Genomic DNA, 16,710 nt, shown 5'->3' on the forward strand with positions numbered 1-16,710 from the left:
AGGGACTTGGGCGGGCGCCGCCCGGCGCCGGTCGGGTCACGTGGCGCGGGTCACCGGTCAGCTCGCAAGTACCTGCCACACGGCGACCGCCAGGGCCGCGAGCCCGGTGAGCGCGGCGACGGACGGCAGTGGCCACCGTCCGTGTTCGATGCGGGTGAGCCTGCTGGCCAGCTCCTCCGCGTCCCGCTCGTAACTCTCGGTGCGCTGCGCAAGCAGGGCGAGCTGGCCGTCGACGCGTGCGGTGCGCACGTCACAGCAGCGCCTCAGCTCCGCCACATCGGTGGCCACCAGGTCGGTTTCAGGGTGGGCGGTCACTGTCCGCTCCTCATTCCTCTCGGAAACTCGGTGTTTTTCGTACTACAGACAGTGAACTGGCTTATGGGGCTGGGCGGGAGAGTGTGCGGGAGGAATATGCGTGTCAACGCCGCACACCCCGTGTGAATCCAGTGCGGCCGAGGACGCGGCGAGGGATGCGCGGACTTCACACGGGGTGCGAAGAGCGCACCCGAACCGGGCCCTTTCACACGGTGCCGACCAAGGCGGCCGAGGAGTTGACTCAACAGGGCCACGGGGGCGACAGCCGGCGGAACGGGCGCCCGCCGGCGGTGTCCGACCGCCGTCTTTCCCCCGAGCGGCGGCGGACGGCCGGACGGCCCACGCCTTCAGGATGCCGTCCGGCGCCCCCGTGGATCAGGCGCTCAGTACGGGTAGAAGCCCGAGCCCGTCTTGCGGCCCAGTCGGCCCGCGTCGACCATCCGCTGCAGCAGCGGGGGAGCGGCGTACAGCGGCTCCTTGAACTCCTCGTACATCGACGCGGCGACCGAGGCGACGGTGTCCAGGCCGATCAGGTCGGCCAGCTTCAGCGGACCCATCGGGTGGGCGCAGCCCAGCTCCATGCCGTTGTCGATGTCCTCGCGGTTCGCCGTGCCCTGCTCGAACATCCGGATCGCGGAGAGCAGGTACGGGATCAGCAGCGCGTTGACGACGAAGCCGGAGCGGTCCTGGGCGCGGATGGCGTGCTTGCCGAGGTGGTCCTGGACCAGCGCCTCGGCGCGCTTGATGGTCTCCTCGCCGGTGGTGAGCGCCGGGATGATCTCGACCAGCTTCTGCACCGGCGCCGGGTTGAAGAAGTGGATGCCGATGACCTGCTCCGGGCGGGAGGTCGCGACGGCGAGCTTCACCAGCGGGATGGAGGAGGTGTTGGAGGCCAGGATCGCGTCGGGGCGCGTGACGACCTGGTCGAGCACCTGGAAGATCTCGGTCTTGACCTGCTCGTTCTCCACGACCGCCTCGATGACGAGGTCGCGGCCTGCGAATTCGCCGAGGTCGGTGGTGAAGCTGAGCCGGCCGAGCGTCGCGTCGCGCTCCGCGCTGGTGATCTTGCCGCGCTCGGCCGCCTTGCCGAGGGAGTTGGTCAGGCGGGTGCGGCCGATTTCCAGGGCCTCGCCGGTGGTTTCGGCGACCATGACCTCCAGGCCGGCCCGCGCACATACCTCGGCGATGCCGGCGCCCATCTGGCCGCAGCCGACCACTCCGACGCGTTCGATGTCGGTCACATCGTGCCTTTCGCTGATCTTCGGGACCGGCGGGGGCCGTAAGGGTCCGACGCCCGCCTCGGCCCCGACGTTACTCCGCGCGCTGGTGCGCAGGGGCGGGCGGGGCGGGCATTCTGAGCGAGGAGAGCCGGACGCACCGGACGGAAGGGGTGGTGGTATGCGACTACAGCGAATAGGCGGAATAGCTGCATTTGCCCGGAGAAGCGTCACGCGGAGGGGTTTCACGGTGGCGGCGCTCGGGGCGGCGTCCTCGATGCTGTGGACGCCGGGCGCGGCGGCGAGCACACCGGGCGGGGCCGGGAACCCTGCCGAAAGCGCAGGTCACGGGCGGGGGAGGGGCGACGCGGCCGACCGCCGGCCGGAGTTCCGGGGGATGTGGCTGGCGACCGTGGCCAACCGCGACTGGCCCTCCAAGCCGGGCCTGACCGCCGAACAGCAGCAGGCCGAGCTGGTGGCCTACCTCGACAAGGCGGCCGCCGCCCGGCTGAACGCGGTGATCTTCCAGGTGCGCCCCACCGCCGACGCGCTGTGGCCCTCCCCGTACGAGCCGTGGTCGCAGTACCTCACCGGCGTCCAGGGCCGCGACCCCGGCTGGGACCCGCTGGACTTCGCCGTCCGCGAGGCGCACGCGCGCGACCTGGAGCTGCACGCGTGGTTCAACCCGTACCGCGTCGCCAACCACACCGACCCCGCGAAACTCGTCCCCACCCACCCCGCCCGGCTGCACTCGGACTGGGTGCTGCCCTACGGCGGCAAGCTCTACTACAACCCCGGCCTGCCGGAGGTCCGCGCCTTCGTCCTCGACGCGATCATGGACGCGGTGCGCCGCTACCCCGTGGACGGCGTCCATTTCGACGACTACTTCTACCCCTATCCGGTCGCGGGCCAGGTCTTCGACGACGACGCGGCGTACGAGGAGTACGGGGACGGCTTCCCGGACCGGGCGAGCTGGCGCCGCGACAACATCGACCAGTTGGTGCGCGAGCTGGGGGAGCGGGTCCGCAGCACCCGGCGCACGGCCCGCTTCGGCGTCAGCCCGTTCGGGGTCTGGCGCAACCAGGCCACCGACCCGACGGGCTCCGACACCCGAGCGGGCGTACAGACGTATGACGATCTGTACGCCGACACCCGGAAGTGGGTCCGCGAGGAGTGGCTGGATTACGTCGTTCCGCAGGTCTACTGGAACATCGGCTTCGCCGCCGCCGACTACGCCAAGCTCGTGCCCTGGTGGGCCCGGACCGTGGACGGCACCCGCGTGCACCTCTACATCGGCGAGGCGCTCTACAAGGCCGGCGACCCGGCCCAGCCGGCACCCTGGCAGAACCCGAAAGAGCTCTCCCGCCACCTCACCTTCGACGCCGGCTACCGGCAGGTGCGCGGCAACGTCTACTTCTCCGCGAAGGAGGTGGCCACGGACCGTACGGGGGCGATGGCGAGGGTGGTGGCCGATCACTATCCGTCACGGGTGCGGCCACCGCGCTGACCGGGCGGGACGGCGGCCGGCACCGCCCCGGGACCCGGCCGGCACGGCCCCGGTACGCCGATGGCCGATCGCGAGCGGCGCCCGGAACGGCCTCCGGGCCTAAACTGGCCGTAAGGGCGCGCGGCTCCCCCCAGCGGCACGGCTCAGCGCCCGCGACGACTGCGTGCCGGCATGTCCGGGCGCATCCCGACCATCCGGACGGAGGTCATCTCTGATGGAGGCCCAGAAAGGCGACCGGTTGCTGATGCACGGCAGGACCGTCGGCCAGCACGACCGGGTTGCCGAGGTCGTCGAAGTACTGGGGGACCGTGGGACCCCGCCGTACCGCGTCCGTTTCCAGGACGGCCACGAAACGATCATGTCGCCCGGCCCCGACACCGTCGTACGGCACGAGAAGCCGACCGGCGACTGACGGCGACAGACAGCGACTGACAGGGACCGAGGGAAGGGGCCCGGCGGGAGACCGCGGGGCCCCTTTCCCGTGCCGGAAATCCGCTCGACGGTCCCGTGCCCGTGTGCCAGGCTCCGGCCATGATCGAGGGCTATGTGATCTCCACCGACCCCGCGCGCCTGGACCGCGATCTGGTCCACCACTGGCTGGCCACGGACGCGTACTGGGCGCTCGGCCGGTCCCGCGAGAAGCAGGACCGGGCATTCGCCGGTTCGCTCAACTTCGGGGTGTACGAGACGGCTTCGGGCCGCCAGGTCGGGTACGCGCGGGTGGTCACCGACCATGCCACCTTCGCCTGGCTCTGCGACGTCTACATCGACCGCGCCGCGCGCGGCAGGGGGCTGGGCGGCGCGCTGGCCGCCGCCGTCCGCGACCACCTGGCGCCCAGCGGACTGCGCCGGATCATGCTCGCCACGGAGGACGCGCACGGCGTCTACGAGCGCGTCGGCTTCCGGCGGGTCGCGGACACGGAGAAGTGGATGACGCTCGGGGCTCCGGAAGGGGCGCTCGGGGCCTCGGACGGGGCGCAGCCCGCGGTGTCCGGGGCGGAACATCACGCTCCGGCCGCCAATGCCGAACATGCCCCATAAATATGTGACTTCAGGAGCTCCCGGCGGCGAGAGCGCTCTTACCATCACCGAATGACTGTTCGCCTCACGCTGGTCGCCGCCGGGCGCAGCTCCTCGTTGCTCGAAGCGCGCTTCGACGACGACCGGCCGCTGGACGCGATGGGGTGGCACGAGGTCGAGCGGTCGGCGCCCGCCCTGAGCCCGCTGGCCGCCGCCGAGCTCCGCTACTGCTCGCCCTCGGCCCGCAGTCGCGAGACCGGCGAGCTCCTCGGCCTCACCCCACTGGTGCAGCCCGCGCTGCGCGACTGCGACATGGGCCGGTGGCGCGGGCGCACGCTGCGCGAGGTGGCGGCCGCCGAGCCGCAGGCCGTGGACGCCTGGCTGGCTGACCCGCGCGCGGCCCCGCACGGCGGCGAGTCCCTGCTCGCGTTCATCATCCGGGTCGGCAACTGGCTCGACACCCGCCCGGTCGGCGACGGCGGCAGCGCCCTCGCCGTCGCCGAACCCGGCGTGATCCGCGCCGCCCTCATCTACGCCCTCAAGGTCCCGCCGCACGCGTACTGGCGCCTCGACGTCCTCCCCCTCTCCGTCACCGCCCTGCACGGCCACCCGGGCTCCTGGACCCTGGTCCTGTCGTCCTGATCTCAGAGCGTGACGTCGACCGTGAGGGGAGCGGGGCCGGGGGAGAGGTCCGTGCGAGCGATCCGGCCCGCCGCGCGGACGTCCGCGGCGACCAGGGCGAACGCCTCCAGCGCCGTGGCCGGTCCGGTGATCACCGCGCCCGTCACCTCCGTCCGCATGGACACCTTCGCCGCGGACTTCGCCCGGCGGACCGCGGTGAGGACCTCCGTCGCCGTGTCGAGCAGCGCGGGGTCCGCGCCGCCCGCGAGCGCGCGCAGCGGGTCCGCTTCCGGCCAGGGCGCGCGGTGCACCGAGCCGGCGGCCCACCACGACCGGACCTCCTCCGTGACGAACGGCAGCACCGGCGCGAAGAGGCGCAGGAGGGTGTCCAGTGCGGTGGTGAGCGCGGCCCGGGCCGAGGCCGCCCCGGCCCCCGTACCACCGGCCGCGTCCTCCGCCCCGTACGCCCGGTCCTTCACCAGCTCCAGATAGTCGTCGCAGAAGCGCCAGAAGAACCGTTCGGTGTGGTCCAGGGCGCGGGCCTGGTCGAAGTCCTCGAAGGCGGCGGTGGCCTCCTCGACCGTGGTGGCCAGGGCGGCGAGCAGCGCCCGGTCCAGCGGCTCGGTGACCGGCGTGCCCTCCGGGACCGGCGGGAAGCTCAGGACGAACCGGCTCGCGTTGAGGATCTTGGTGGCCAGCCGGCGGCCGATCTTCATCTGGCCGGTGTCGAACGCGGTGTCCGTGCCGGGACGCCCGCTCGCCGCCCAGTACCGCACCGCGTCGGATCCGTGCCGCGCCAGCAGGTCCAGCGGTGTGACGGTGTTCCCCTTCGACTTCGACATCTTCTTGCGGTCCGGGTCGAGGATCCAGCCGGAGATCGTGGCGTGCCGCCAGGGCAGCGTGCCGTGCTCGGCGTGCGCGCGGACGACGGTGGAGAACAGCCAGGTACGGATGATCTCGTGCGCCTGCGGCCGGACGTCCATCGGGAAGACCCGTCCGAACAGGTCGGGGTCGGCCGGCCAGCCGGCCGCGATCTGCGGGGTGAGGGAGGAGGTCGCCCAGGTGTCCATGACGTCCGGGTCACCGATGAAGCCGCCAGGGGCGCCGCGCTGCGCCTCCGTGCAACCGGGCGGCGCCTCGGCGCTCGGGTCGACGGGCAGCGCCGCGGTGTCCGGGACGATGGGCTTGTCGTAGTCCGGCGCGCCCGTGCCGTCCAGCGGGTACCAGACGGGGATCGGCACGCCGAAGAAGCGCTGCCGGCTGATCAGCCAGTCACCGTTCAGGCCGCCGACCCAGTTCTCGTACCGGACGCGCATCCGGTCAGGGTGCCAGCGCAGCTCCGTGCCGCGCCGCAGCAGTTCCTCGCGCAGCTCCCGGTCGCGGCCGCCGTTGCGGAGGTACCACTGGCGGGTGGTGACGATCTCCAGCGGCTTGTCGCCCTTTTCGTAGAACTTCACGGGGTGGGTGACCGGACGCGGTTCGCCGATCAGCTCGCCGCTCTCCCGCAGCATGGCGACGACGCGCTCGCGGGCGGTGAACGCGGTGGCCCCGGCCAGCTCCGCGTACGCCGCCCGGGCCCGCTCGCTCTCCAGCGCGGCCGGCGGCTCGGCGGCGAAGCGGCCGTCCCAGCCGATGACCGGGCGGGTCGGCAACGCCAGCTCGCGCCACCACGTCACGTCCGTGGTGTCGCCGAAGGTGCAGATCATGGCGGCGCCGGTGCCCTTCTCCGGGTCGGCGAGCCGGTGCGCGAGGACGGGCACCTCGACTCCGAAGAGCGGGGTGCGCACGGTCTTCCCGAACAGCTCCTGATAGCGCGCGTCGTCCGGATGCGCGACGACCGCGACGCAGGCGGGCAGCAGCTCGGGGCGTGTCGTCTCGACGAGGAGCGGCGCGCCGGTGGCCTCGCCCGTACCCGCGAACGCCAGTCGGTGGTACGCGGCGGGCCGCTCCCGGTCCTCCAGCTCGGCCTGGGCGACCGCCGTACGGAACGTGACGTCCCACAGCGTGGGCGCCTCGGCCGGGTACGCCTCGCCGCGCGCGAGGTTCCGGAGGAAGGCGTACTGGGAGACCGTCCGCGCCGTGTCCCCGATCGTGCGGTACGTCCGCGTCCAGTCGACCGACAGGCCGAGGCGCCGCCACAGCTCCTCGAAAGCCTGCTCGTCGACGGCGGTCAGCCGCTCGCACAGCTCGATGAAGTTCCGCCGCGAGATGGGCAGTTGGTGCTTGCCGGGCCTCTCGGGCGGGGTGAAGTCCGGGTCGTACGGCAGCGACGGGTCGCAGCGCACCCCGAAGTGGTGCTGGACGCGCCGCTCGGTCGGCAGCCCGTTGTCGTCCCACCCCATCGGGTAGAAGACCTCCCGGCCGCGCATCCGCTGGTAGCGGGCGACCGCGTCGGTGTGCGTGTACGAGAAGACATGGCCGATGTGGAGGGAGCCGCTGACCGTGGGCGGCGGGGTGTCGATCGAGAAGACCCGGCCGCGCTCGGCGGACCGGTCGAATACGTAGACGCCCGACTCCTCCCACCGGGAGGACCACTTCTCTTCCAGCCCGTCGAGGACGGGCCGCTCGGGAACGCCGCTGGGGCGATGAGGAGGCTGAGGGAGCGTCATACGGGCCCATGCTAGTGACGCCCCCGCGTCCCCCGCCCGGCAATTTTCCCGTGGGCCCTCAGCCGAGCTGCCGCACCGGCGCCCCCGCCACGAACGCCGCGATGTCCTCCACCGCCTGCTGGAAGTACCCCTCGTAATTCCGCCGTGTCACATAGCCCAGGTGCGGTGTGGCCAGCAGATTCGGCAGCGACCGGTACGGATGGCCGGCGGGCAGCGGCTCCTCGTCGAACACGTCGACCCCCGCGCCCGCGATCCACCCGCCGCGCAGCGCCTCCGCGAGTGCGTCCTGGTCGACGATCGCGGCCCGCGAGGTATTGACGAGGTACGCCGTCGGCCGCATCCGCCGCAGTTCCGCGGCGCCGAGCAGCCCCCGCGTCGACTCCCCGAGCACCAGGTGCACGGAGACGAAGTCGCTGCTCTCCAGCAGCTCCTCCTTCGTGTGCAGCCGCCGGACGCCCGCCGCCCCGGCCCGCTCGTCCGTGAGGTTCCGGCTCCACGCGACCACGTCCATCCCGAACGCCTGGCCGACGGCCGCCACTCGAGCCCCGGTCTTCCCCAGCCCGAGGAGTCCGAGCCGCTGCCCGTACAGATCGGCGCCCACCGTGCTCTGCCACGGCCCGCCCTCCCGCAGCGCGGTGTTCTCCGGGACCAGGCCGCGGGCCAGGCCGAGCAGCAGCGCCCAGGTCAGCTCGACCGGCGGCTCGGAGTTGCTGGCCGTACCGCACACGGTCACGCCGTGCCGGGCCGCCGCTTCCAGGTCGATCGCGGCGTTGCGCATACCGGAGGTGATCAGCAGCCGCAGTCGGGGCAACTGCGCGAACAACTCCTCGGGGAACGGGGTGCGTTCCCGCATCACGACGAGAATCTCGCAGTCCCCGACCGCCTCGGCCAGCCGCTCATGGTCCCCGATGTACTCCCGTACGACGCGCACGTCGACGTCCCCGGCCACCGCGCTCCAGTCCGCCATGGACAGCGCGACGCCCTGGTAGTCGTCGAGCACCGCACACCGCAGCTTCATCCCAGCCCCTCCTGTCCGGACCCGGCCCCCGGCCGGTCGTTCCCTTGTCGATCTTGCTCCTGGTTGTGTGGAGACTCCACAATATCTCAACGGCGGACTCCGTTGATCAGGCCACCTGTATCTCCCCAATCGCCTTGGCAGAGTGGCTGACGAGTCGACGACTCGCCCCGTGGGTGCACCCATCGGCCGCACGGGGCGTTGTATCTCTACTACAAACGGAGCTCGCTCATGAGCATGAACACCGACAACGTCGTGGTCACCGGCCTGGGCGCCACCACGCCGCTCGGCGGGGACGCCGCGTCGACCTGGAACGCGATGCTCGCCGGGCAGTCCGGCATCGGCCCGCTCGAGGAGGAGTGGGCGGCCGCGCTGCCCGGCCGGATCGCGGGCCGGCTCGCGGTCGAGCCGACCGAGGTACTGGACCGGGTGCAGGCCCGCCGCATGGACCGCTGCGAACAGGTCGCGCTCGTCGCGGCGCGCGAGGCATGGGCCGACGCGGGCACGCCCGAGGTCGACCCGGAGCGGCTGGCCGTGGTGATCGGCACGGGCACCGGCGGCGCGCTCACCATGCTGGGCCAGGACGATGTGCTGGAGGCGTCCGGCGTGCGCCGGGTGTCGCCGCACACCGTCCCCATGCTGATGGCGAACGGCCCGGCCGCCTGGGTCAGCATCGAACTCGGCGCCCGCGGCGGCGCCCACACGCCCGTCAGCGCCTGCGCGTCCGGGGCCGAGGCGATCGCCATGGGCCTGGACCTGATCCGGCTCGGCCGCGCCGACGTGGTCGTCGCGGGCGGCGCAGAGGCGTGTGTCTGCGCGCTGACGATGGCGGGATTCGCGCAGGCCAAGGCCCACTCGACGCGCAACGACGAGCCGCAGCGGGCGTCCCGCCCCTTCGACGTGGACCGCGACGGCTTCGTCATCGGCGAGGGCGCGGCCGTGGTGGTACTGGAACGCGCCGGGTTCGCCGCCGCCCGGTCGGCCCGCGCCCACGCCACGCTCGCGGGGGCCGGCGTCACCTCGGACGCCTTCCACATCACGGCCGCGCACCCGGAGGGCCAGGTCCGGGCCATGCGCCGGGCGCTGGACGCCGCCGGGCTCGCGCCGCAGGACATCGGGCTCGTGCACGCCCACGCGACCTCCACGCCCAAGGGCGACCTCGCCGAGGCGCAGTCGGTCACCGAGGCGATCGGCACCCACCCGGCCGTCACCGCGACCAAGTCGATGACCGGTCACCTCTTCGGCGCGGCGGGCTCCCTCGGTGCGCTCGCGACGATCCTCGCGGTACGCGACGGCGTCGTGCCCGCCACCGCGAACGTCGAGACGCTCGACCCGGAGGTGAAGCTCGACGTCGTCACCGGCGCCCCGCGCCGGGCCGCCGTGCCGGCCGCCCTCACCAACTCCTTCGGCTTCGGCGGCCACAACGCGTCGCTGGTCTTCACGCCGGCGCCCTGACCCCACCCGGGTCGGCACGGCGGCGGAGCGGCGCCGCCCCGTATCTCCGTGGCTTCCGGGACCGCCCGTCACCAAGAATGGCGCCCATGACGACCAGCACCCCCACGACCTCCCCCTCCTGGAGCACCCGTCCCGAGGCGCCCGGTGACGCCGTCGCCGTCCGGGAGGTCAACCTCGCCGCGTTCCCCACCGCCGAGGAGGCCGACCTCGTCGACGCGCTGCGCGCCGACCCCGGCGCGTGGCTCGACGGCCTCTCCTGGGTGGCGGAGACCCCGGACGGCACCGTGGCCGCGTACGCGCTGCTCACCCGCTGCCACATCGGCGGGCAGCCCGCGCTGGCGCTCGCCCCGTGCGCGGTGCTGCCCGCGCACCAGCGCCGCGGGGCCGGCTCCGCGGCCGTCCACGCGGCGCTCGACGCCGCCCGGGCACGGGGCGAGCACCTCGTGGTGGTACTCGGGCACCCCGGCTACTACCCCCGGTTCGGCTTCCGCCCGGCCTCCCACTGGGCGATCAGCGCCCCGATGGAGGTCCCCGACGAGGCACTGATGGCCCTCCCGCTGGACGCCCCCGGCACGGATCCCGCACGCCCGGTCCCCGCCGGGGTCATCCAGTACGCGGCCACCTTCGGCCTCTGACCGCCCGGCGCCCGGCCCCTCACCGGGGCGGCGGGCCCTCCCCGTGTCCACTCGCCCCGCCGCCCGCATACCGCGTTGCATAAAAGTGCTGTGGTCCGTATAGTCATGCCATCGATGAGGAGGGTTCGATGACTGTACGAGCGGCGGTGGCCGGGGCCAGTGGGTATGCGGGCGGGGAAGTCCTGCGTCTGCTGCTGGCGCACCCCGAGGTCGAGATCGGGGCGCTGACCGGGAACTCCAACGCGGGACAGCGACTCGGCGCGCTCCAGCCGCACCTGCTGCCGCTGGCGGACCGGGTGCTGGAGCCGACCACCACCGAGGTGCTGGCCGGGCACGACGTCGTCTTTCTCGCGCTGCCGCACGGGCAGTCCGCCGCCGTGGCGGAGGAGCTCGGGCCGGACGTGCTGGTCGTGGACTGCGGCGCCGACTTTCGGCTGAAGGACGCGGAGGACTGGGAGAAGTTCTACGGGTCCCCGCACGCCGGCACCTGGCCGTACGGCCTTCCCGAGCTTCCCGGGGCGCGCGCCGCGCTGGAGGGGTCCAAGCGCATCGCCGTCCCGGGGTGTTACCCCACCGCCGTCTCGCTCGCGCTGTTCCCGGCGTACGCGGCGGGGCTGGCCGAGCCGGAGGCCGTGATCGTCGCGGCGTCCGGCACGTCGGGCGCGGGCAAGGCGGCCAAGCCGCACCTGCTCGGCTCCGAGGTCATGGGCTCGATGAGCCCGTACGGCGTCGGCGGCGTGCACCGGCACACGCCGGAGATGATCCAGAACCTGAGTGCCGCGGCCGGCGAGCCGGTCAGCGTCTCCTTCACGCCGACGCTCGCACCCATGCCCCGCGGCATCCTCGCGACCTGCACGGCCAAGGCCAAGCCGGGGCTGACGGGGGAGGACCTGCGGGCCGCGTACGAGAAGGCGTTCGGCGACGAGCCCTTCGTGCAGCTGCTGCCCGAGGGGCAGTGGCCGGCCACCGCGGCCGTGTACGGGTCGAACGCGGCGCAGCTCCAGGTCGCGTACGACGCGGCCGCCGGGCGGATCATCGTGATCTGCGCGATCGACAACCTCGCGAAGGGTACGGCCGGTGGCGCCGTACAGAGCATGAACATCGCCCTCGGGCTCCCCGAGGACACGGGACTTTCCACGATCGGAGTCGCGCCGTGACGGTTACGGCAGCCAAGGGATTCACGGCGGCGGGCATCGCCGCCGGGATCAAGGAGAACGGGAACGCGGACCTCGCCCTCGTGGTGAACACCGGTCCGCGACTGGCCGCCGCCGGCGTCTTCACCGCCAACCGCGTCAAGGCGGCGCCGGTCCTCTGGTCCCAGCAGGTGCTCAAGGCCGGACAGGTCAGCGCCGTCGTACTGAACTCCGGCGGGGCGAATGCCTGCACCGGCCCGAAGGGGTTCCAGGACACCCACGCGACCGCCGAGAAGGTCGCCGAGGTGCTGGGGCAGAACGCCGGGGAGGTCGCGGTCTGCTCGACCGGGCTGATCGGCGAGCTGCTGCCGATGGACAAGGTGCTGCCGGGCATCGAGAAGGCGGCCGGTGAGCTGAGCGCGCACGGCGGCGAGAAGGCCGCCATCGCGATCAAGACCACCGACAGCGTGCACAAGACCGCGTTCGCGGAGCGGGACGGCTGGGTCGTCGGTGGCATGGCCAAGGGCGCGGGAATGCTCGCGCCGGGGCTGGCCACCATGCTCGTCGTGCTGACCACGGACGCCGACGTCCCGGCGGAGGAGCTGGACACGGCGCTGCGCGGCGCGACCCGTACGACCTTCGACCGGGTCGACTCCGACGGCTGCATGTCGACCAACGACACCGTGCTGCTGCTCGCCTCGGGCGCCTCCGGCGTGACGCCGGAGGCCGCGGAGTTCGCGGCCGCCGTCACCGAGGTCTGCGACGACCTCGCGCGGCAGCTCATCGGTGACGCCGAGGGCGCCAGCAAGGACATCCGTATCGAGGTGATCAACGCCGCGAGCGAGGACGACGCCGTCGAGGTCGGGCGGTCCATCGCCCGGAACAACCTCCTGAAGTGTGCCATTCACGGCGAGGACCCGAACTGGGGCCGGGTGCTGTCCGCCATCGGCACCACCTCCGCCGCCTTCGAGCCCGACGAGCTGAACGTCGCGATCAACGGCGTGTGGGTCTGCAAGAACGGCTCGGTGGGGGAGGACCGCGACCTGGTCGACATGCGGTACCGGGAAGTCCGGATCACCGCCGACCTGGCCGCCGGGTCCGAGTCCGCGGTCATCTGGGCCAACGACCTCACCGCCGATTACGTCCACGAGAACAGCGCGTACTCCTCATGAGCGAACCGACCACCGCACGCAAGCACACCGCGCTGCCCAAGGCCCGCATCCTCATCGAGGCGCTGCCCTGGCTCACCCGGCACCACGGCAAGACCGTCGTCATCAAGTTCGGCGGCAACGCCATGATCGACGAGGAGCTGAAGGCCGCCTTCGCGCAGGACGTGGTCTTCCTGCGGCACGCCGGGCTCCGCCCGGTCGTCGTGCACGGCGGCGGCCCGCAGATCAGCAAGCAGCTCGCCACGCTCGGCATCGAGTCCGAGTTCAAGGCCGGGCTGCGGGTCACCACGCCCGAGGCCATGGACGTCGTACGGATGGTGCTGGCCGGGCAGGTCCAGCGGGAGCTGGTCGGGCTGCTCAACCAGCACGGGCCGCTCGCCGTCGGCATGACCGGCGAGGACGCCCACCTGATGACCGCCACCAAGCACTACGCGGACATCGACGGCGAGCGGGTGGACATCGGCCGGGTCGGCGAGATCTCCGCCATCGACCCGGGCGCGGTCCAGGCCCTGCTGGACGACGGCCGCATTCCGGTGATCTCCTCGATCGCCCGGAGCGCCGACGACGGACACGTGTACAACGTGAACGCCGACACCGCGGCCGCGGCGCTCGCCGCCGCGCTGAACGCCGAGACCCTGATGGTCCTCACCGACGTCGAGGGCCTGTACGAGGACTGGCCCAACAGCGACGAGGTCATCTCCCGGCTCACCGCCAAGCAGTTGGAGAAGCTGCTGCCGGATCTCGCGAGCGGCATGGTGCCCAAGATGCAGGGCTGTCTGCACGCCGTACGCAACGGAGTGCACAACGCCCGGGTGATCGACGGACGGGTCCAGCACTCGATCCTGCTGGAAATCTTCACCGACGAAGGCATCGGCACGATGGTCGTGCCCGATGCGCACGAGGACGAGGGGGCGGCATGACGAACGGACTGAGCAACACGGCGCTCACCCAGCGCTGGCAGGGCGCCATGATGGACAACTTCGGCACGCCCCGCATCCCGCTGGTACGCGGCGAGGGCGCCAAGGTCTGGGACGCCGACGGCGCCGAGTACCTCGACTTCCTCGGCGGCATCGCGGTCAACGCGCTCGGCCACGCGCACCCGGCCGTCGTCCGCGCCGTCTCCGACCAGGTCGCCACTCTCGGCCACGTCTCGAACTTCTTCGTCGCCGAGCCGACCGTGGCGCTCGCCGAGCGGCTGCTGCGGATCGCCGGCGGCCGCCCCGGGCGGGTGTACTTCTCGAACTCCGGCGCCGAGGCCAACGAGGCCGCCTTCAAGATCGGCCGGCTGACCGGGCGCACCCACATCGTCTCCACCGTCGGCGGCTTCCACGGCCGGACCATGGGCTCCCTCGCGCTCACGGGCCAGCCCGCCAAGCAGGACCCGTTCCGGCCGCTGCCCGGCGACGTGACGTACGTACCGTACGGCGACACCGAGGCGCTGCGCGCTGCCGTCACCGACGAGACCGCGTTCGTGATCCTGGAGCCGCTGCAGGGCGAGAACGGCGTCATCGTGCCCCCGTCCGGGTACCTCCAGGCCGCCCGCGAGATCACCGCCGCCACCGGCACGCTCCTCGTCCTGGACGAGATCCAGACCGGCATCGGCCGGACCGGCCACTGGCTGGAGGCGCAGGCCCAGGGCGTCGAGGCGGACATCGTCACGCTCGCCAAGGGGCTGGGCGGCGGGCTGCCGATCGGCGCGACCCTCGCGTACGGCAGGGCCGCCGAGCTGCTCACGCCCGGCGCGCACGGCTCCACCTTCAGCGGAAATCCGGTCGTCTGCGCCGCCGCGCTGGCCGTCCTGGACACCATCGAAGCGGACGGGCTGCTCGACCACGTGAAGCGCGCCGGGGAGCGGCTGCGGGACGGGATCGGGGCGCTGGGGCACCCACTGGTCGGCTCGGTCCGCGGCGCGGGCCTGCTGCTGGGTATCGTCTTGACGGGGCCGCACGCGCCGAAGGTGCAGCAGGCCGCTCAGGACGCTGGTCTTCTGGTGAACGCCTGCGTGCCGGACGTGGTCCGGCTCGCGCCGCCGCTGATCGTCTCGGACGCTGAGGTGGACACGTTCCTCCAGAAGCTCCCCGGCGTGCTGGACGCGGCCGCGGACGCGGCCGACGGGGAACAACGATCCGGAGACTGAGCAGAACGATGACCGAGGCGCAGGACAACGATTCGCTGCACGGCCCTGCCGTACCGCAGACACGGACCGCCCGGCACCGCCGGATCGTGGACATCCTCAACCGCGAGCCGGTCAGGTCCCAGAGCCAGCTCGCCAAGCTGCTGGCCGACGACGGGCTGAGCGTCACCCAGGCGACGCTCTCCCGGGACCTGGACGAGCTGGGCGCGGTGAAGATCCGCAACACCAACGGCGAGCTGATCTACGCGGTACCGAGCGAGGGCGGCTTCCGCACCCCGAAGGCGCCGCTGGGCGAGTCCGCCAAGGAGGAGCGGATGCGCCGCCTCTCCGGCGAGCTGCTGATCTCGGCCGAGGCGTCGGCGAACCTGGTGGTCCTGCGTACGCCGCCCGGTGCGGCGCAGTTCCTGGCCTCGGCCATCGACCAGGCCGAGCTGCACGTCATCCTCGGCACCATCGCCGGTGACGACACACTGCTGCTGATCAGCCGCGACCCGGACGGCGGGCAGGCGCTCGCCGACCACCTGCTGCGGCTGGCGCAGCGGAACGGCTGAGCCCGGTCCACGTACGGCCCGCTCCCTTCGGGGGCGGGCCGCAGGTGTGTCAGGAGGCCGGCAGCGGCGGCAGCGGCAGGGGCAGCCCCGGCAGCCCGTCGATGCTCTGCGCGATGTGCTCCTTCTTGTGGAAGTACGCGTCCAGGCTGTCGTCCGTCTCGCGCTCGAAGCGCGAGCGGTGCAGCGGCCGGTCCTCGTCGTACGTCATGAACGGCACGCCGTAGCCGCAGGTGTCCCGTATCAGCTCGGCGGTGACGAGAATGATCGCGCGCAGGCCGTGCGCGGACCCGTCGATGCCCGGGAAGTGCGTGAGCAGCTCGCCCCACCGCGGGTCGTCGCGGAAGACGGGCTCGCCCTTGCCGTGGACGCGGACGATGTTCGGCGGGCCCTCGAAGGCGCACCACATCAGCGTGATGCGGCCGTTCTCGCGCAGATGGGCGACGGTCTCGGCGTTGCTGCCCGCGAAGTCGAGGTACCCGACGGTGTGGTCGTCGATGACCGCGAAGGACCCGGACAGGCCCTTGGGAGAGAGGTTGACCGTGCCGTCCCCCGAGAGCGGCGCGGTCGCGGTGAAGAAGATCTTCTGCGCTTCGATGAACGTGCGCAGTCTGCCGTCGATGCGTTCGTGAACCTTTCCCATACGGCCCAGTATCCGTCCGCGGTACGGGAGTTGGGCGGGCTGCCGGGTTCGTCCCCATCTCACAACGACCCCCGGCCCTCGCTGAGGGAGCGCTTTCCGTACAGTCATCGGCGGTGCGGATCCGGTGAAACGCGCGGTTCCTACCGTCCCGTCATGACCTTGAACCCCGCGCTCATCACCAGCAGTTACGCGGCCGTCGAGCCCCACGGGACCGCCGTGACGAAGTACTTCTACGCCCACCTCTTCGCGCACCACCCCGGCGTGCGGCCGCTGTTCGCGCAGCACATGGAGGAGCAGGAGGACCGCCTCTGGAACGCGCTCGGCGGACTCGTGGCCAACCTGGAGGACACCGGCACCGTCGTCCGCATCCTCCAGGGCCTCGGCGCCCGGCACGCCGGATACGGCGCCCTCCCCGAGCACTTTCCGGCCGTCGGCGCCAGCCTGATCGCCGCGCTGGCACACTTCGCGGGCGACGCCTGGACCCCGGAGACCGAGGCGTCCTGGGCAGCGCTGTACGAGACCGTGACCGCGGTCATGACGGACGCCATGGCCGCCGCGGAGCCGAAGGCGTCATAGCCGGGGCGGCCCCAAAACCTCCCGGCCGTGGCAGAGTGTGCGGACACCCGTCCGGGTGCGGCGGCCAGGCCGGCGCATCCGGACGGCGGGCCCGGACATCCGGGCGGCGAGCC

16 protein-coding genes and 1 pseudogene are annotated in these 16,710 nt (G+C 72.5%); 12 read left to right on the forward strand and 5 right to left on the reverse strand.

The annotated features are described in order from the left end of the window. Positions 1-57 precede the first annotated feature (57 nt). Complete coding sequence (locus tag IG84_RS0127605) at positions 58-315, reverse strand: hypothetical protein (RefSeq protein WP_031062652.1); 258 nt, start codon at positions 313-315, stop codon at positions 58-60. A gap of 383 nt (positions 316-698) precedes the next feature. Continuing rightward, the gene (locus IG84_RS0127610; RefSeq protein WP_031062654.1) at positions 699-1,556 is read right to left on the reverse strand and encodes a 3-hydroxybutyryl-CoA dehydrogenase; all 858 of its coding nucleotides are present in this window, start codon (positions 1,554-1,556) and stop codon (positions 699-701) included. Between the two features lie 253 nt (positions 1,557-1,809). On the opposite strand from IG84_RS0127610, the gene IG84_RS0127615 reads away from it, so the two are divergent. The 4 genes and pseudogenes from IG84_RS0127615 to IG84_RS0127630 all read left to right on the forward strand — a co-directional run bounded on the left by IG84_RS0127615 (position 1,810) and on the right by IG84_RS0127630 (position 4,701). Next, positions 1,810-3,039 carry a glycoside hydrolase family 10-like protein gene (locus tag IG84_RS0127615; protein WP_078649474.1) on the forward strand — a complete coding sequence of 410 codons (1,230 nt, stop codon included), beginning with the start codon at positions 1,810-1,812 and terminating at the stop codon, positions 3,037-3,039. Between the two features lie 214 nt (positions 3,040-3,253). Further along, the gene (locus IG84_RS0127620) at positions 3,254-3,451 is read left to right on the forward strand and encodes a DUF1918 domain-containing protein (protein ID WP_031062657.1); all 198 of its coding nucleotides are present in this window, start codon (positions 3,254-3,256) and stop codon (positions 3,449-3,451) included. 119 nt (positions 3,452-3,570) lie between these two features. After that, positions 3,571-3,981: pseudogene (locus tag IG84_RS0127625) on the forward strand (GNAT family N-acetyltransferase); the annotation flags it as partial. Positions 3,982-4,131: 150 nt separating this feature from the next. Further along, entirely contained in the window at positions 4,132-4,701 is a 570-nt protein-coding gene (locus IG84_RS0127630; protein ID WP_031062661.1) for a histidine phosphatase family protein, read from the forward strand. Between the two features lie 2 nt (positions 4,702-4,703). Here IG84_RS0127630 and valS read toward each other — a convergent pair whose 3' ends face one another. Next, complete coding sequence (gene valS, locus IG84_RS0127635) at positions 4,704-7,289, reverse strand: valine--tRNA ligase (protein WP_031062663.1); 2,586 nt, start codon at positions 7,287-7,289, stop codon at positions 4,704-4,706. Between the two features lie 58 nt (positions 7,290-7,347). Beyond that, a complete protein-coding gene (locus IG84_RS0127640) occupies positions 7,348-8,307 on the reverse strand; it encodes a D-2-hydroxyacid dehydrogenase family protein (RefSeq protein ID WP_031062665.1) in 960 nt (319 codons plus the stop codon). A 228-nt stretch (positions 8,308-8,535) separates the two neighbouring features. On the opposite strand from IG84_RS0127640, the gene IG84_RS0127645 reads away from it, so the two are divergent. The 7 genes from IG84_RS0127645 (at position 8,536) to IG84_RS0127675 (ending at position 15,381) form a co-directional block, all read left to right on the forward strand. After that, positions 8,536-9,759 (forward strand): beta-ketoacyl-[acyl-carrier-protein] synthase family protein, encoded by a 1,224-nt coding sequence (locus IG84_RS0127645; RefSeq protein WP_031062668.1) that lies wholly within the window; start codon positions 8,536-8,538, stop codon positions 9,757-9,759. Between the two features lie 86 nt (positions 9,760-9,845). Further along, entirely contained in the window at positions 9,846-10,394 is a 549-nt protein-coding gene (locus IG84_RS0127650; protein ID WP_031062670.1) for a GNAT family N-acetyltransferase, read from the forward strand. Between the two features lie 128 nt (positions 10,395-10,522). After that, a complete protein-coding gene (gene argC / locus IG84_RS0127655) occupies positions 10,523-11,551 on the forward strand; it encodes an N-acetyl-gamma-glutamyl-phosphate reductase (RefSeq protein WP_031062673.1) in 1,029 nt (342 codons plus the stop codon). Beyond that, positions 11,548-12,699, forward strand: coding sequence for a bifunctional glutamate N-acetyltransferase/amino-acid acetyltransferase ArgJ (argJ, locus tag IG84_RS0127660; protein ID WP_031062675.1), 1,152 nt, complete (start codon positions 11,548-11,550; stop codon positions 12,697-12,699). The genes argC and argJ overlap by 4 nt, the downstream gene beginning before the upstream one ends. Then, positions 12,696-13,616, forward strand: a complete 921-nt coding sequence (gene argB, locus IG84_RS0127665; RefSeq protein ID WP_031062677.1) for an acetylglutamate kinase — start codon at positions 12,696-12,698, stop codon at positions 13,614-13,616. The genes argJ and argB overlap by 4 nt, the downstream gene beginning before the upstream one ends. Further along, on the forward strand, positions 13,613-14,833 hold the full coding sequence (locus tag IG84_RS0127670) for an acetylornithine transaminase (protein ID WP_031062679.1): 1,221 nt from the start codon (positions 13,613-13,615) through the stop codon (positions 14,831-14,833). The genes argB and IG84_RS0127670 overlap by 4 nt, the downstream gene beginning before the upstream one ends. An 8-nt stretch (positions 14,834-14,841) precedes the next feature. Then, on the forward strand, positions 14,842-15,381 hold the full coding sequence (locus IG84_RS0127675; protein WP_030251868.1) for an arginine repressor: 540 nt from the start codon (positions 14,842-14,844) through the stop codon (positions 15,379-15,381). Positions 15,382-15,430: 49 nt separating this feature from the next. Here IG84_RS0127675 and IG84_RS0127680 read toward each other — a convergent pair whose 3' ends face one another. Next, positions 15,431-16,021: a pyridoxamine 5'-phosphate oxidase family protein gene (locus tag IG84_RS0127680; RefSeq protein WP_031062681.1), complete on the reverse strand. Its 591-nt coding sequence runs from the start codon at positions 16,019-16,021 to the stop codon at positions 15,431-15,433. Between the two features lie 153 nt (positions 16,022-16,174). On the opposite strand from IG84_RS0127680, the gene IG84_RS0127685 reads away from it, so the two are divergent. After that, positions 16,175-16,597, forward strand: coding sequence for a globin domain-containing protein (locus tag IG84_RS0127685; protein ID WP_031062683.1), 423 nt, complete (start codon positions 16,175-16,177; stop codon positions 16,595-16,597). Positions 16,598-16,710: the final 113 nt, after the last annotated feature.

Source organism: Streptomyces ochraceiscleroticus, from assembly GCF_000720485.1.
GTDB lineage: Bacteria > Actinomycetota > Actinomycetes > Streptomycetales > Streptomycetaceae > Streptomyces > Streptomyces ochraceiscleroticus.

Coding starts and splice junctions, on each gene's coding strand:
- IG84_RS0127675 (WP_030251868.1), top strand. CDS start 14,842: ATGACCGAGGCGCAGGACAACGATTCGCTGCACGGCCCTGCCGTACCG.
- argC (WP_031062673.1), top strand. CDS start 10,523: ATGACTGTACGAGCGGCGGTGGCCGGGGCCAGTGGGTATGCGGGCGGG.
- IG84_RS0127650 (WP_031062670.1), top strand. CDS start 9,846: ATGACGACCAGCACCCCCACGACCTCCCCCTCCTGGAGCACCCGTCCC.
- IG84_RS0127630 (WP_031062661.1), top strand. CDS start 4,132: ATGACTGTTCGCCTCACGCTGGTCGCCGCCGGGCGCAGCTCCTCGTTG.
- IG84_RS0127615 (WP_078649474.1), top strand. CDS start 1,810: ATGCTGTGGACGCCGGGCGCGGCGGCGAGCACACCGGGCGGGGCCGGG.
- IG84_RS0127685 (WP_031062683.1), top strand. CDS start 16,175: ATGACCTTGAACCCCGCGCTCATCACCAGCAGTTACGCGGCCGTCGAG.
- argB (WP_031062677.1), top strand. CDS start 12,696: ATGAGCGAACCGACCACCGCACGCAAGCACACCGCGCTGCCCAAGGCC.
- IG84_RS0127680 (WP_031062681.1), bottom strand. CDS start 16,021: ATGGGAAAGGTTCACGAACGCATCGACGGCAGACTGCGCACGTTCATC.
- valS (WP_031062663.1), bottom strand. CDS start 7,289: ATGACGCTCCCTCAGCCTCCTCATCGCCCCAGCGGCGTTCCCGAGCGG.
- IG84_RS0127620 (WP_031062657.1), top strand. CDS start 3,254: ATGGAGGCCCAGAAAGGCGACCGGTTGCTGATGCACGGCAGGACCGTC.
- IG84_RS0127645 (WP_031062668.1), top strand. CDS start 8,536: ATGAGCATGAACACCGACAACGTCGTGGTCACCGGCCTGGGCGCCACC.
- IG84_RS0127640 (WP_031062665.1), bottom strand. CDS start 8,307: ATGAAGCTGCGGTGTGCGGTGCTCGACGACTACCAGGGCGTCGCGCTG.
- IG84_RS0127670 (WP_031062679.1), top strand. CDS start 13,613: ATGACGAACGGACTGAGCAACACGGCGCTCACCCAGCGCTGGCAGGGC.